The organism is Vibrio sp. SALL6 (assembly GCF_002002385.1).
GTDB lineage: Bacteria > Pseudomonadota > Gammaproteobacteria > Enterobacterales > Vibrionaceae > Vibrio > Vibrio parahaemolyticus.
On sequence record NZ_MQVK01000025.1, the window covers coordinates 1 to 13,698 of the forward strand.

The following is a 13,698-nucleotide window of genomic DNA, read 5'->3' on the forward strand; positions in this document are numbered from 1 at the left end:
GCTAAGTCTTCTAGGTTAATCTACCTAACACGACAAGATACAAAAGCCAGGCTCATCCCTGGCTTTTTGCTTATCGGCTATACCGATTTAGATGCGTCCTAACAGGATGTTCGACAAGGCATTCATATCGATTAGATGGTCTCTTTAAATACCAATGTTGCCGCAATGATGACGCAGCGACATCTTAGCCAAGCAGCTGATCAAAACGTTGAGTCACAGAGAAACCTGTCTTCGGGATATCGGATTAACTCAGCAAGCGACGATGCTGCAGGCCTACAAATATCGAATACTCTCCATGTTCAAACGAGAGGGATTGATGTCGCCTTAAGGAATGCTCACGATGCCTATTCGGTCGCTCAAACCGCAGAAGGCGCGTTGCATGAGAGCAGTGATATTCTGCAACGGTTACGCTCTCTCGGGCTTCAGGCCGCAAATGGCAGCCATGAACAGGATGATCGTACAAGTCTTCAACAAGAAGTGATTGCACTACAAGATGAATTGGATCGTGTGGCAATCACGACGACATTCGCGGATAAAAACCTCTTCAATGGCTCTTATGGTTCTCAGAGTTTTCATATTGGCGCCAATGCGAACTCTATATCATTGACGCTCAGAAACATGCGTACGCACATACCTGAAATGGGCGGGCAACATTATCTGGGTGACAGTTTAGACAAAGACTGGCGGGTGACGAGAGATGACCAACAGTTCGCGTTTGAATATCAAGACAATGAAGGCCAAGCGCAATCTAAAGTATTAACACTCAAAGTAGGCGATAACCTTGAAGAAGTGGCAACCTACATTAATGCCCAGCAATCGGTAGTCGATGCTTCCGTAACGCAAGATCATCAACTGCAGTTTTTTACCTCGACACTGAATGCGCCAGAAGGCATCACATGGAAAGGCAATTTTGCCGATGAGATGGATATAGGTTCCGGTGAGTTGGTGACCGTTGATGATCTCGATATGTCGACAGTAGGAGGCGCTCAGCTTGCCATTGGTGTGGTGGATGCGGCGATAAAGTATGTTGATTCTCATCGCAGTGAAATCGGTGGATTTCAGAATCGTGTAAGTGGCACGATCGATAATTTAAACACCATTAACCGGAGTGTTTCGGAATCAAAAGGGCGAATTCGAGATACAGACTTTGCTCGGGAGTCGACAGTAATGGTGCGCTCTCAGGTGCTGCAGGATGCGACAACTGCATTACTCGCTCAAGCGAAGCAAAGGCCGAGCTCTACACTAGGCTTGCTCAGTTGAACGTGTTTCAGCGATGCGCATCGGCCAGAAAAAATTCAGATAATAAAAAACGCTGCCATTGGCAGCGTTTTTTCGTGTTCGGATAAGTAAAAATTACTTAGTTACACGTAGAACTGGAGTTTCACCAACAGTTACAGAACCAGAAAGCTTGTTCAGCTCTTTGATTTCATCCATGTTAGAGATAACAACTGGAGTTAGTGTTGACTTCGCTTTCTCTTCTAGAAGAGCTAGATCGAATTCAATTACAGTGTCGCCAGCTTTAACAGTTTGACCTTCTTCAGCGATACGCGTGAAGCCTTCGCCTTTAAGTTCAACTGTATCGATACCGAAGTGAACGAAAAGCTCAACACCGTCGTCAGACTCGATAGAGAATGCGTGGTTAGTTTCGAAGATCTTACCGATAGTACCGTTTACAGGAGCTACCATTTTGTTGCCTGCTGGCTTGATAGCAATACCGTCACCAACGATTTTCTCAGCGAAAACAACATCTGGCACATCTTCAATGTTTACGATTTCACCAGATAGTGGTGCGATGATTTCGATTGCACCAGCGTCAGCGCTGTCATCAGATACAAGCTTCTTAAGTTTGTCAAACAGACCCATTGTGTCATGCTCCTAAGGTTTGGTTTTATTCTGTCGAATTATAGTATACCAATATAGCCCATTAGACGACTTTTTTCGCCGTCTAATGGCCATTAAGTATTGAATAACTTGGTACTACTGATTATTGAGTTTTCTCAGCAATGAACTTTTCAACTACTGCTTCAATTTCTGCTGCAGTAGGTAGAGAAAGTGCTTCTTCAGCCATTGCTTTCACTTCTGCGAAGTTAGAGTTACGGATAACTTTCTTCACTTTAGGGATAGAGATACCGCTCATTGAGAACTCATCCAGACCCATACCTAGAAGTAGAAGTGTTGCACGCTCATCGCCTGCAAGCTCACCACACATACCAGTCCACTTACCTTCAGCGTGAGAAGCGTCGATAACTTGCTTGATCACGGTTAGTACAGCTGGTGATAGAGGGTTGTAAAGATGAGAGATCATCTCGTTACCACGGTCAACCGCTAGAGTGTACTGAGTAAGGTCGTTTGTACCGATAGAGAAGAAAGATACTTCCTTCGCTAGGTGGTGTGCGATCGCTGCTGCTGCAGGTGTTTCAACCATTACACCGATTTCGATGTTTTCGTCGAATGCAAGACCTTCAGCACGTAGCTCTGCTTTGTACTCTTCGATTGCGTTTTTAAGCTCGCGGATTTCTTCAACAGAGATGATCATTGGGAACATGATACGTAGCTTACCGTGTGCAGACGCACGTAGGATGCCACGTAGTTGATCACGAAGAATTTCACGACGATCCAAGCTGATACGTACTGCACGCCAACCTAGGAACGGGTTCATCTCTTGAGGTAGATCCATGTATGGTAGATCTTTATCGCCGCCGATATCCATAGTACGGATGATCACAGCTTGACCGTTCATTGCTTCTGCAACTTCTTTGTACGCTTGGTACTGTTCTTCTTCAGTTGGTAGCGCAGTACGGTCCATAAATAGGAATTCAGTACGGTACAGACCAACGCCTTCACCACCGTTACGGATGATACCGTCACAGTCTTTCACTGTACCGATGTTGCCGCAAACTTCTACGCGGTGACCATCTGTTGTTTCTGCGTGTAGGTCTTTAAGTTTTGCTAGCTCTTCTTTCTCAGCTAAGAATGCAGCTTTAACTGCTTTCGCTTCTTCTACTTCAGCTTCTGATGGATTAACAACGATCTTGTTGTTCATCGCGTCAAGAATCAGCATGTCGCCATTCTTAACTTTCTTAGTGATGTCGTTAGTACCAACGATAGCAGGAAGCTCAAGAGAGCGAGCCATGATAGAAGTGTGTGAAGTACGACCACCGATGTCACAAGCAAAACCCAGCACGTAGTCTAGGTTGATTTGCGCTGTTTCAGATGGCGTTAGGTCGTAAGCAACTAGGATAACTTCTTCATTGATGTCGCTTAGCGAAACGATGTTGATGCCTAGTGCGTTCTTCACGAAACGAGAACCGATATCACGGATGTCAGTTGCACGTTCTTTTAGGTATTCGTCGTCTAGAGACTCAAGAGCACATGCTTGCTCTTCGATCACTGAGTGGATAGCGTGATCAGCAGTCATCTTGTCGTTTTTGATAAGTGCTAGGATTTCTTCTTCTAGCTCTTCGTCTTCAAGAAGCATGATATGACCTTCAAAGATCGCTTCTTTTTCTTCGCCGAAAGTTTCAAGCGCTTTTTGCTTGATAGTTTCTAGCTGAGCTGCAGATTTGTTACGAGCGTCAAAGAAACGTGCAACTTCTGCTTCTACTTGATCATCAGAAATAGTGTTTGTGTTTAGGACAATTTCATCTTCTTGAAGTAGTAGTGCTTTACCGATTGCAATACCAGGAGATGCTAGGATGCCTGAAATCATAGCCTTACCTTAAGTTTGGTCAACTTTATAAAACGGGAGAATAATGGGTGCGCTAACGAATAGTTTTAGCTTAGTTTTGAGCCTATTTCCAACGAAGCCATTTTGCTTTCACAAAATGGCTTCTGGAGTAGGAGACCGGATTAGTGTAGTTGGTCCATTAGAGCAACTAGGTGGTCTACAGCTTGCTGAGCTTGTGGGCCTTCAGCAGAAATAGTAACAAGAGTACCTTTTACTAGGCCTAGTGTTTGTAGTTTGAATAGGCTCTTAGCGCTAGCGCTTTTACCGTTAGAAGTCACAGTGATGTCCGCGTCGAATGCTTTAGCTTCTTTAACGAACTGTGCAGCTGGACGAGTGTGAAGACCGTTTTCTGCTGTGATTTCTACTTGCTTCTCGTACATGTGATATACCCCAATAAATGTATTTTTTTGTTAGTTTGTGACTAGATTTAGCTTAACTGCTTTATATCTTGTGCGCTAGCACGGGAGAGTTCAAAGCGTGTCAGTTCTGATACTAGTCAAAAGTTTGGTAACTACGCAACTGTTTGCGTGCGCAATTACTTTGAAACCTTTTTGTGTTCTGCTTCTTTATTTTGAAGCTAGAAATAAAACACCCTGATATTACCAAAGGTAGGGCAGGGATCAACAAAAAAGCCCCTGAACGGGGCTTTTTTAGACGAAAAATTGATTTGACCACATATTATTGTTGGTTCTCTTTTTCGGTAAAGATACCAGCAAATAGCGCCGTACTTAGGTAGCGTTCACCAGAGCTTGGCAGAATTGTTACGATGGTTTTTCCTTCAAATTCAGGTAGTTCTGCAATTCGGTTTGCAGCAACGACAGCGGCGCCTGAAGAGATGCCTGCAAGGATGCCTTCTTCTTCCATTAGTCGACGAGCCATCTCAATTGCTTCTTCAGAAGTCACTGGCTCAACTCGGTCGATAATGTCCAAATCTAGGTTTCCAGGAATGAAACCTGCACCGATACCTTGGATTTTGTGTGGTGCTGGTTGAATTTCTTCGCCTGCTAGTGCTTGCGCGATTACTGGTGATTCTGCAGGTTCTACAGCAACAGAAGTGATCGCTTTACCTTTCTCACCTTTAATGTAACGGCTTGTACCAGTGATAGTGCCACCCGTACCAACGCCTGCTACTAGCACATCGATTTCACCGTCTGTCGCATCCCAGATTTCAGGGCCAGTTGTTTTCTCGTGAATTTGCGGGTTAGCAGGGTTGTTGAACTGTTGTAGAAGAAGGTATTTTTCAGGATTGCTTGCTACGATCTCTTCTGCTTTAGCAATTGCGCCTTTCATGCCTTTTGCTGCTTCAGTTAGCTCAAGGTTTGCGCCTAGTGCTTTAAGTAGCTTGCGGCGCTCAAGGCTCATTGATTCAGGCATAGTTAGAGTCAATTTGTAACCGCGAGCGGCTGCTACGAACGCTAATGCGATACCTGTGTTACCACTGGTTGGTTCTACTAGTTCTACGCCTGGCTTTAAAGTGCCAGCTTTTTCTGCTTCCCAAATCATGTTTGCACCGATACGGCACTTAACGCTGAAGCTTGGGTTGCGTGCTTCAATTTTCGCTAGAACGTTACCTTTGCTCACTTTGTTTAGGCGAACTAGGGGCGTATTACCAATGGTAAGAGAGTTATCTTCGTAGATTTTGCTCATAGTGATGTTCCTTCATTACACGTTGTGTGAATATGGATAGAAGAATATGCGGTATAAAAAAAAGGGAAAAGGATTAAAAAGTTATATCTTATTAGGTTGGCCGAGAATTTAGTAAAAAGAAAGGGAAGCGCATCGAACAGCCTTCCCTTTCACTAAATTTGACCTAGCGCTGATGTTTAAACTCTGCCACCCACATGGCGGTCGCACCGCATATTGCAACAGGCATGACGATAAGGTTCAAAATTGGAATCGTTGTGAATACTGAAACCAACACACCAAAGCCATAGGCTTTACCTTGCTTTTGTTTCAATTTGTAACGCATGTCGTTGAACGGAATTTTGTGGTTATCGAACGGGTAATCACAATATTGAATCGCGAGCATCCACGCGGTAAAGATAAACCATAAAACCGGGCCAACAGTTTGCCCTAGTGCCGGGATAAGTAAGAGCAAAAACAAGCCAATTGCTTTAGGCAGTATATAAAGCAGTTTTCTCCATTCGCGAGCAAGTACGCGAGGCACATCTTTTAGAACAGCCGTAAAGCCGTCGTCATTAATTTTTTTTCCGGTTAGTGTCTCTTCAACTTTTTCTGCTAACAGCCCGTTGAAGGGAGCGGCAATAAAGTTGGCTAACGTGCTAAAGAAATAAGAGAAGGTGGCCAGTATCGTTAGAGCAAGTAGGGGCCACAAGATATACGTGAGCCAAGAGAGAAACTCTGGTAACTGTCCAATCCAACCTTCAATCCACATGTTCAAGTGGGAGAATAGATAGAAGATAGCCCCACCCACGAGAATAATATTTGCTAAAAGTGGTAACACGACAAAACGTCTTATCTCTGGAGAGAGCGCCAATTGAATTCCGTATAGGAAGTAACCGAATCCGGTTCGTTGCTGATTGTTAATCTTCATATCCAATATTTTCGTGTGAGTGAGAACTCATTGTACCTGTCGATGATTTTCTTTCAATGCCCTAACAATTAGGGTCTTGCAAAGTGGAATCGTGGCAAGAATCACAACAAAAAACGGAACTTCTTGCATTAAGTTGTTCTAAACCTACATATAGTTTTGGTAAAGTAAACGTATCATTCAGATTTATTGCACTTGGGTTGCTGCTCAAGGAATTGCGAGTAGTAAAAACAGGTATATTGAGAGTAAATAATGCAGGAATTGCGATTCGTACTCATTGTTGTTGGCGCATTAGCCATCGCGGCATTGCTGTTTCATGGTTTGTGGAGCAGTAAGAAAGAAGGCAAAGCAAAATTTGGCAACAAGCCACTTGGTAAGCTGGATGTTGACCAAGGAGATAAAGATTCGGTTGAGCAAGAGCGCAGTTTCGCTCCTGCCCCTGAAGACGATTTCGAAATCATCCGTAAAGATCGCAAAGAACCAGACTTTGGGATGGAAAATACGTTTGATAGTAAGTTTGAGGCAGATCCCTTGCTTGGTGGTGTGACAGAAGAAAAGCCTTCTGTAAAAGAAGAAACTGAGGAAATCCCTTCTTTTGTCGCGATGAAAAACGATGTTGAAGATGTAGCAATTCAGCCGTCTGAAGTCGAAGAGCCAATGCAAGAGGTGATTGAAGAAGAGATCATGCCTTCTGCATTTGATGCGCCTAAACAAGAGATGGAAATGGTTGAAGAAGTGTCTCCTGCCGTTGTTGAACAACCAGAAGAACCAAAGCCAGAGCCGGAAATGCAAGTGATCGTGTTGAATGTTCATTGTGCGGGCGAAGAGCCATTTATTGGCACTGAACTTTTTGACAGTATGCAGCAAAATGGTCTTATCTATGGCGAGATGCATATCTTCCATCGTCATGTTGATTTATCTGGTAACGGTAAAGTGCTGTTCAGTGTGGCTAACATGATGCATCCGGGCACACTTGAGCATGGTGATCCCGCAGAGTTTTCGACGAAAGGCATTTCCTTCTTTATGACGTTGCCTTGCTATGGCGAAGCTGAGCAAAACTTCAACTTGATGTTGAGAACTGCGCAGCAGATTGCGGATGATATGGGAGGAAATGTTCTCGATGACAAGAGAAACTTAATGACTCCTGACCGTTTAGCTGCTTATCGACGCCAAATAGTTGAGTTTAATGCAGCTAACGCATAATCTTACTACCCAATTATAAAAGGGCTCCGATTGGAGCCCTTTTTCATGGATTCCCAACCTCATCGATTGACAATATACGGGGCTTTACTATGTCTGAATCAGTACATCAACGGCTAGAAGAACTCAAAGAGTCGTTGCACTACCACGCCGTTCGCTACTACGTGGAAGATAATCCAGAGATTCCAGATGCAGAATACGACCGCCTAATGCGTGAACTGCTAGAAATTGAAGCTCAACATCCTGATTTAGTGACGGTTGATTCGCCAAGTCAGCGAGTGGGTGGTAAGCCGCTTTCTGAATTTAGTCAGGTGACACACGAAGTCCCAATGTTGTCATTAGATAATGCATTCGACGACAGTGAACTCGACAGCTTCCATAAACGTGCTCAAGACCGAATCGGTGGAGAAAGCATTAAGCAGTATTGTTGTGAACCAAAGCTAGATGGCTTAGCCGTGAGTCTGCTGTATGAAAACGGTGTTTTAGTTCAAGCGGCAACGCGTGGTGATGGTACTACGGGTGAAAACATCACTGAAAACGTGCGCACCATTAATGCCATTCCTCTGAAGCTGAGGGGTGATGACTGGCCGGCTCGTCTTGAGGTTCGTGGTGAAGTATTTATGCCGAAAGCGGGCTTTGAAAAGTTGAATGAGCTTGCGCGTCAGAAGGGCGAAAAAGTATTTGTGAACCCTCGCAATGCAGCAGCAGGCAGTTTACGTCAATTAGATTCGCGTATTACGGCTTCGCGCCCACTTAGCTTCTACGCATACAGTGTTGGAGTTGTGCAAGGGGCTGATTTGGCAGCTAGTCACTATGAGCGTTTTCTACAGATAAAATCTTGGGGACTGCCAATGTGTCCAGAGACCAAGCGAGTCGACAGTTTGGCAGACGTAAAAACTTATTATCAAGACATTCTGCAGCGTCGTGATGCATTACCCTACGAAATTGACGGAGTCGTGATCAAAATTGACGATATTGCCGTCCAAGAGCGCCTGGGTTTTGTTGCTCGCGCTCCACGTTGGGCGATCGCATACAAATTCCCGGCTCAAGAAGAAATCACCACATTGAATGAAGTTGAGTTCCAAGTTGGCCGAACGGGAGCGATCACTCCTGTTGCTAAGTTAGAGCCCGTGTTTGTTGGTGGCGTGACGGTGAGTAACGCAACGCTGCATAATGCGGATGAAATTGAGCGCCTTCAAGTAAAGATTGGTGATCAGGTCGTGATTCGTCGTGCTGGCGATGTGATTCCTCAAGTGGTTTCTGTCATCAAAGAGCGTCGACCAGAAACGGCGCGAGATATTATTTTCCCAACTCAGTGTCCTGTTTGTGGTTCGCACGTAGAGCGTATCGAAGGGGAGGCGGTGACTCGATGTACTGGCGGTTTGGTTTGTCAAGCTCAACGTAAGCAAGCGCTCAAGCACTTCGTCTCACGTAAAGCGTTGGATGTTGATGGTTTAGGTGACAAAGTTATCGAGCAATTGGTCGATCGTGAAATGGTAGAAACACCTGCCGATCTGTTCAAGCTTTCGGCTGGTGTGTTAACCGTATTGGATCGCATGGGGCCAAAATCTGCTCAAAACATTGTTAATGCATTAGAAAAATCGAAGTTAACAACCTTGCCACGTTTCTTATACTCGCTAGGTATTCGAGAAGTGGGCGAGGCAACGGCGGCAAACCTAGCTCAACACTTTAAATCACTGGAAGCGATTCAAGCTGCAACGGAAGAACAACTTATTGCTGTTCAAGATATTGGTGTGGTAGTTGCGAAGCACATTACGACTTTCTTTGAAGAAGAGCAAAACCAAGCCGTTGTTCAAGATCTCCTTGTGCAAGGTATCCACTGGCCAGAAATTAGTGCACCTGAGCAAGGCGCAGAACTGCCACTAGAAGGTAAAACTGTCGTGCTAACGGGTACACTATCTCAACTTGGACGAACTGAAGCAAAAGAGGCGTTGCAATCTTTGGGTGCAAAAGTCACTGGCAGTGTTTCCAAGAAAACCGATATTTTATTTGCTGGTGAAAATGCAGGTTCTAAGCTCACTAAGGCTCAAGAATTGGGTATCGAGATAAAAACTGAGCAAGACTTGCTTGAATTGATAAATTAAGCACTATCAAAAAAGATAAAAAATAACTAAAAGCCCCACAGGCAAAGCTTGTGGGGCTTTTTCTTTACGCATATTAAGTGTGATTGTATGTCTTGGTTTTGTGTTTTCTGCGTTTCAGTGATCAGGATCTCCCCTTCGAATATCCGAATCTATTTGTATTCAAGTCTGCGATGCACTTCATGTTGAATGTTTACGTGGTGATTTAAGTATTTGAATTTAAATGTATATATTCAATGTTGCGGTGTTGGTGTTAAAAATAAGATCTGGATCAATAACTTATATGGAACTTTGGCGTGGCTCATATTTTTTTAGAAAAAAAATAAGTTCCGTTTGGATGTTTTTAGGTGCGAAGTTAGTCTTAATGGCGTGGATACACGGTGTGTATGCAGGAACTAAAAAAAACCAAATTAGAAATAATGAGGTTTAATCAGGAATTTACTTCTCTCCTTCGGCGGCCAACTAAAGGTGAGATAGAAAAATACAGCTATATCCATTTTTAGGAGTTTTTCCATGGACAAATTTTTTAAGGTTTCAGCGTTAACTGCAGCAATGTTTGGTGTTGTTGCTGTTGCTCCAGCTACTGCATCGACTGAGAGTGCAGCGGGTGGTGAATACGTAGAGAAAGTGAACGAATTTATGCATGACTCTAGTCTTAATGCAATGTTCTTAGTTGACACTCGTTCACGTACACGTACTACAGGTAAACCTGGTGGTGAGAACGGTGACCGTTGGAGCCGTCTAAACTACTCTTCTTACAACGCTATCCTAGACTTCACTTCTGGCTACCACGATGGTTGGGTTGGTGCAGATGTTGCGGCTTACTACTCTGGTGATCTTTACAACGACAGCCTTTACAACTCAAACGAAGGCTACCTATGTAACGAAATCTCAACCTGTAACAACCTAGACTGGGGTGCAGGTGACGGCCAACAACTTAAAGTTTACAAAGCTGCGCTTAAATTCAAAGCAAACGAAAACTTTAACGCTCGTGTAGGTATGCTACAAGCTGGTGGTAACGGTACTATTGGTAACGTATGGAGCTTTGTACCTGGTACTTACCGTGGCTTCGAACTAAACGCTAAGCTAGGCGACTTCAACCTAAGCTACTTCGGTGCAGACCAATTCACAGCACCTTGGCTACTTCACGAAGATGACTACGCACCAGCGCTTTGGTCTGACACTTCATGGAGCTACCTACACTCTCTAGGTCTAAACGGTAACCTAACTGACAGCTTGTTCTTCCAAGTTGGTCTTGGTCAAGCGACTGGCGTTAAATACGCAAATGGTATCGACTGGGGTGCAGGTCAAGTGACTAGCTACCACAACGAAACTGACAACACATCTTACAAAGCTTACTTGAAGTACACAGTAAGTGACCGTACAACTCTTGCATTTGACTTCTACGGTGTTGATGACGATGTGAAATACGATGGTCTAGGTTTCCACACTGGTCTATCTTTGAACCAGTCTTTCGGCAAGCTAGCATGGATGTCTGAACTACGTTACACAGACACAGACAACCGTTCTGACTTCGTTCCACGTACTATCCATACTTACGGTATGAACAACGGTACTTGGTCTCAGTGGTGGGATGCTCTATCTGACTGGAACAAAGCGGGCGAGCTAGCATGGTACAACCGTCTATCTTACAACCAAGGTAACGGCTGGAACTACTACCTAGGCTTTGGTTACGGTTCTGGTGCTGACTCAGCTGCAAGCGGTGCATCTGGTGACTGGGATTACGAAAGCGAGTACGCATTCAACGCAACAGTATCTTACTCTCTACAGAGTGGTGCGCTTAAAGGCTCTACAATCCGTCTACACGGTACAATCCTAGAGCGTGACGAGTACGCTGGTGCTGGCGACGCGGACGAGACAGACCTACGTCTACAAGTTCTTATCCCTTACAGCTTCCACTAATCAATTAGTGAATAATCAAAAAGGAGCCTAATGGCTCCTTTTTCTATTTTACTTCTCTGCCGTCATACATTTTGCAATATAACGGTGGCAGCATGTGGACATTACCATTTGGTAATTCACATTTCACTTCAGGTGCTAATGTTCTTCCTCCTGAAGCGCCATTTGCTTGAATAGTAAATGGAATTGTAGCTGAACATATTAATAGTATTCCGGCTAATAATTTCATAACGATCACCCTCTACGTTTAAGACTTTATTACGCCTGTTACCCAAAGTTTGTGTATTTGGCGTGCTAAGTACTCAAACAAAAACATGTCTCTCTACCTTAATACCGCTCACACATACCACAGTAAATGGTGTCACCCATTGTGTGTCCAACCGCGCTGGAACAAGCTCTGCCTTTGGCATGGTGAGGACCAACTCAGTTATCAATAAAACGGTAGGAAAGACTTTTCTACTTACCTAAAATATAAGCATTTACCTTTATGCTTATGGATTAAGTATGTATAGGGAGTTGGAAAGATCAAAAATTAATTCAACACTGTTTTATTTTTTATATTGAAATTAGATTGAAAATGACAGGAAGCAGTGAACTATCTTTTTGATTAATTCTTAGTTGATGAATATCAATAGGATTTACAAGATGGAATTTAATAATATTTATATTACTTATTTTTTAAGGACAAATTGAATAACACGATGAAATAAAAAGAGTTGAGAGAAAAGAAAGTAATGAAGCAGTCTTTACTTCATTACTTTGACATAAATTACTCAGAAATAGGCTCCACAATGAGGATTATTCCATCGATCGCAACGATTTTTACGCGAGTACCAGCTGGGATATTTTGCTCACATTGTGCTGACCAGGTGGTATCGGCGATGCGAATTCTGTTTAACCCAATTGAAAAATTTTCCTCGAGTATCACGCTGCGGCCAATCAACTGCTTGTACTTTTGGTTGAGATCTCTTGTTTGATCATCTTGTTTGTCTCTTGACCACTGGCGTCGCCACCATAACCAAGTTGTCAGCAAACTGAAAGTCGCGAAAGATAACCATTGAAGTTGCCAGCCGAAAGGGAGCACTGCCAATAACGCTCCCACTAATAACGCCGATAACCCCAACCACAGAAAGTAACCCGCTGTACCAAGTAGCTCAACGGCAAGCAGCACAAAGCCGAATGCAAGCCAGTGCCAAAATGTTATGCCATCAAGCTGGTTGAACAAGTCCATAACTGGGTCCTAATCTTTATTTTGTTGTTTAAACATTTCTGCGATGCCCGCAACAGAGCCCATGAGTCCGGTTGCTTCCAAAGGTAGCATAATGATTTTTCCGTTTTCAGCTTGACCAATACTCTTGAGAGCTTCTGTGTAGCCTTGCGCGATGAAGTAATTAACGGCTTGCATATCGCCTTTTGCGATGGCTTCGGAAACCATGTAAGTCGCTTTTGCTTCCGCTTGAGCAGCACGCTCACGCGCTTCAGCATGGAGGATAGCAGACTGTTTTTCACCTTCTGCTTTTAAAATCTGCGATTGTTTGTGACCTTCTGCTTTGAGGATTTCTGCCTGACGGACACCTTCAGCCTCGAGAATTTCAGCACGTTTATTACGCTCTGCTTTCATCTGGGCGTTCATTGCAGCAGTTAGATCGGCTGGTGGCTGAACATCTTTTATTTCAATACGCGTGACTTTTACGCCCCAAGGGTTTGTTGCTTGGTCCACGATCGCTAGCAGCTTGGTATTGATCATGTCACGTTGGCTCAGCATTTCATCGAGTTCCATCGAGCCAAGTACGGTACGAATATTCGTTAGCGTTAGATTACGAATCGCGTGTTCTAAATCGTTTACTTCGTAAGCCGCCTTAGCCGCATCGATAACTTGAACGAAACCAACTGCATCGATCACCACGTTTGCGTTATCTTTTGAAATGACCTCTTGTGCTGGAATATCAAGCACACGTTCCATCATATTTACTTTTTGACCAATTTTATCAACGAATGGAATGATCAAGTTTAAACCCGGCTTTAATGTGTGGGTGTAGCGTCCAAAGCGTTCAACTGTCCAGTTGTTTCCTTGTGGAACCGTTTTGATGGCTGAAGACAAGATAACGACAGCGAGGACGACGAAAATACCGATAGTGATCAGTGAATCGATAGGCATGATTTATTCCCTTGAGTGCATAATGACTGATTCATTTTCA

Annotated in this window: 12 protein-coding genes; 4 read left to right on the plus strand and 8 right to left on the minus strand. The window is 43.9% G+C overall.

The genetic code is table 11. The features are described from left to right. Positions 1-135 precede the first annotated feature (135 nt). Positions 136-1,260 carry a flagellin gene (locus BIW15_RS16810; protein ID WP_077281319.1) on the plus strand — a complete coding sequence of 375 codons (1,125 nt, stop codon included), beginning with the start codon at positions 136-138 and terminating at the stop codon, positions 1,258-1,260. 93 nt (positions 1,261-1,353) lie between these two features. On the opposite strand, the gene crr is transcribed toward BIW15_RS16810, so the two are convergent. The 5 genes from crr to cysZ form a co-directional block, all read right to left on the minus strand. Next, positions 1,354-1,863: a PTS glucose transporter subunit IIA gene (crr, locus tag BIW15_RS16815; RefSeq protein ID WP_005382041.1), complete on the minus strand. Its 510-nt coding sequence runs from the start codon at positions 1,861-1,863 to the stop codon at positions 1,354-1,356. Positions 1,864-1,984: 121 nt separating this feature from the next. Next, positions 1,985-3,709 carry a phosphoenolpyruvate-protein phosphotransferase PtsI gene (gene ptsI, locus BIW15_RS16820; protein WP_005489822.1) on the minus strand — a complete coding sequence of 575 codons (1,725 nt, stop codon included), beginning with the start codon at positions 3,707-3,709 and terminating at the stop codon, positions 1,985-1,987. A gap of 140 nt (positions 3,710-3,849) precedes the next feature. Next, positions 3,850-4,107, minus strand: a complete 258-nt coding sequence (locus tag BIW15_RS16825) for an HPr family phosphocarrier protein (protein ID WP_005436894.1) — start codon at positions 4,105-4,107, stop codon at positions 3,850-3,852. Between the two features lie 298 nt (positions 4,108-4,405). Beyond that, positions 4,406-5,374, minus strand: coding sequence for a cysteine synthase A (cysK, locus tag BIW15_RS16835; RefSeq protein ID WP_005489833.1), 969 nt, complete (start codon positions 5,372-5,374; stop codon positions 4,406-4,408). 163 nt (positions 5,375-5,537) lie between these two features. Further along, positions 5,538-6,281 (minus strand): sulfate transporter CysZ, encoded by a 744-nt coding sequence (cysZ, locus tag BIW15_RS16840; RefSeq protein WP_005489850.1) that lies wholly within the window; start codon positions 6,279-6,281, stop codon positions 5,538-5,540. 249 nt (positions 6,282-6,530) lie between these two features. Between cysZ and zipA the strand changes: the two genes are divergently transcribed. The 3 genes from zipA to BIW15_RS16860 all read left to right on the plus strand — a co-directional run bounded on the left by zipA (position 6,531) and on the right by BIW15_RS16860 (position 11,503). Continuing rightward, positions 6,531-7,481, plus strand: a complete 951-nt coding sequence (zipA, locus tag BIW15_RS16845; RefSeq protein ID WP_053302527.1) for a cell division protein ZipA — start codon at positions 6,531-6,533, stop codon at positions 7,479-7,481. A gap of 89 nt (positions 7,482-7,570) precedes the next feature. Further along, the gene (gene ligA / locus BIW15_RS16850; protein ID WP_069485216.1) at positions 7,571-9,583 is read left to right on the plus strand and encodes an NAD-dependent DNA ligase LigA; all 2,013 of its coding nucleotides are present in this window, start codon (positions 7,571-7,573) and stop codon (positions 9,581-9,583) included. A 510-nt stretch (positions 9,584-10,093) separates the two neighbouring features. Beyond that, positions 10,094-11,503 carry a porin gene (locus BIW15_RS16860; RefSeq protein ID WP_005454568.1) on the plus strand — a complete coding sequence of 470 codons (1,410 nt, stop codon included), beginning with the start codon at positions 10,094-10,096 and terminating at the stop codon, positions 11,501-11,503. A gap of 43 nt (positions 11,504-11,546) precedes the next feature. Here BIW15_RS16860 and BIW15_RS25150 read toward each other — a convergent pair whose 3' ends face one another. From BIW15_RS25150 to BIW15_RS16870, 3 genes are all read right to left on the minus strand, one after another. Beyond that, positions 11,547-11,729 carry a hypothetical protein gene (locus BIW15_RS25150; protein WP_071651861.1) on the minus strand — a complete coding sequence of 61 codons (183 nt, stop codon included), beginning with the start codon at positions 11,727-11,729 and terminating at the stop codon, positions 11,547-11,549. Positions 11,730-12,269: 540 nt separating this feature from the next. Continuing rightward, positions 12,270-12,731 carry an NfeD family protein gene (locus tag BIW15_RS16865; protein WP_077281320.1) on the minus strand — a complete coding sequence of 154 codons (462 nt, stop codon included), beginning with the start codon at positions 12,729-12,731 and terminating at the stop codon, positions 12,270-12,272. A gap of 9 nt (positions 12,732-12,740) precedes the next feature. Beyond that, on the minus strand, positions 12,741-13,658 hold the full coding sequence (locus tag BIW15_RS16870; RefSeq protein WP_005454552.1) for an SPFH domain-containing protein: 918 nt from the start codon (positions 13,656-13,658) through the stop codon (positions 12,741-12,743). Positions 13,659-13,698 lie beyond the last annotated feature (40 nt).

What these genes read in the sequence shown, in the direction of transcription:
- BIW15_RS25150 (WP_071651861.1), bottom strand. Translation starts at nt 11,729, where the DNA reads ATGAAATTATTAGCCGGAATACTATTAATATGTTCAGCTACAATTCCA.
- ligA (WP_069485216.1), top strand. Translation starts at nt 7,571, where the DNA reads ATGTCTGAATCAGTACATCAACGGCTAGAAGAACTCAAAGAGTCGTTG.
- BIW15_RS16810 (WP_077281319.1), top strand. Translation starts at nt 136, where the DNA reads ATGGTCTCTTTAAATACCAATGTTGCCGCAATGATGACGCAGCGACAT.
- zipA (WP_053302527.1), top strand. Translation starts at nt 6,531, where the DNA reads ATGCAGGAATTGCGATTCGTACTCATTGTTGTTGGCGCATTAGCCATC.
- BIW15_RS16870 (WP_005454552.1), bottom strand. Translation starts at nt 13,658, where the DNA reads ATGCCTATCGATTCACTGATCACTATCGGTATTTTCGTCGTCCTCGCT.
- BIW15_RS16865 (WP_077281320.1), bottom strand. Translation starts at nt 12,731, where the DNA reads ATGGACTTGTTCAACCAGCTTGATGGCATAACATTTTGGCACTGGCTT.
- crr (WP_005382041.1), bottom strand. Translation starts at nt 1,863, where the DNA reads ATGGGTCTGTTTGACAAACTTAAGAAGCTTGTATCTGATGACAGCGCT.
- ptsI (WP_005489822.1), bottom strand. Translation starts at nt 3,709, where the DNA reads ATGATTTCAGGCATCCTAGCATCTCCTGGTATTGCAATCGGTAAAGCA.
- cysZ (WP_005489850.1), bottom strand. Translation starts at nt 6,281, where the DNA reads ATGAAGATTAACAATCAGCAACGAACCGGATTCGGTTACTTCCTATAC.
- cysK (WP_005489833.1), bottom strand. Translation starts at nt 5,374, where the DNA reads ATGAGCAAAATCTACGAAGATAACTCTCTTACCATTGGTAATACGCCC.
- BIW15_RS16860 (WP_005454568.1), top strand. Translation starts at nt 10,094, where the DNA reads ATGGACAAATTTTTTAAGGTTTCAGCGTTAACTGCAGCAATGTTTGGT.
- BIW15_RS16825 (WP_005436894.1), bottom strand. Translation starts at nt 4,107, where the DNA reads ATGTACGAGAAGCAAGTAGAAATCACAGCAGAAAACGGTCTTCACACT.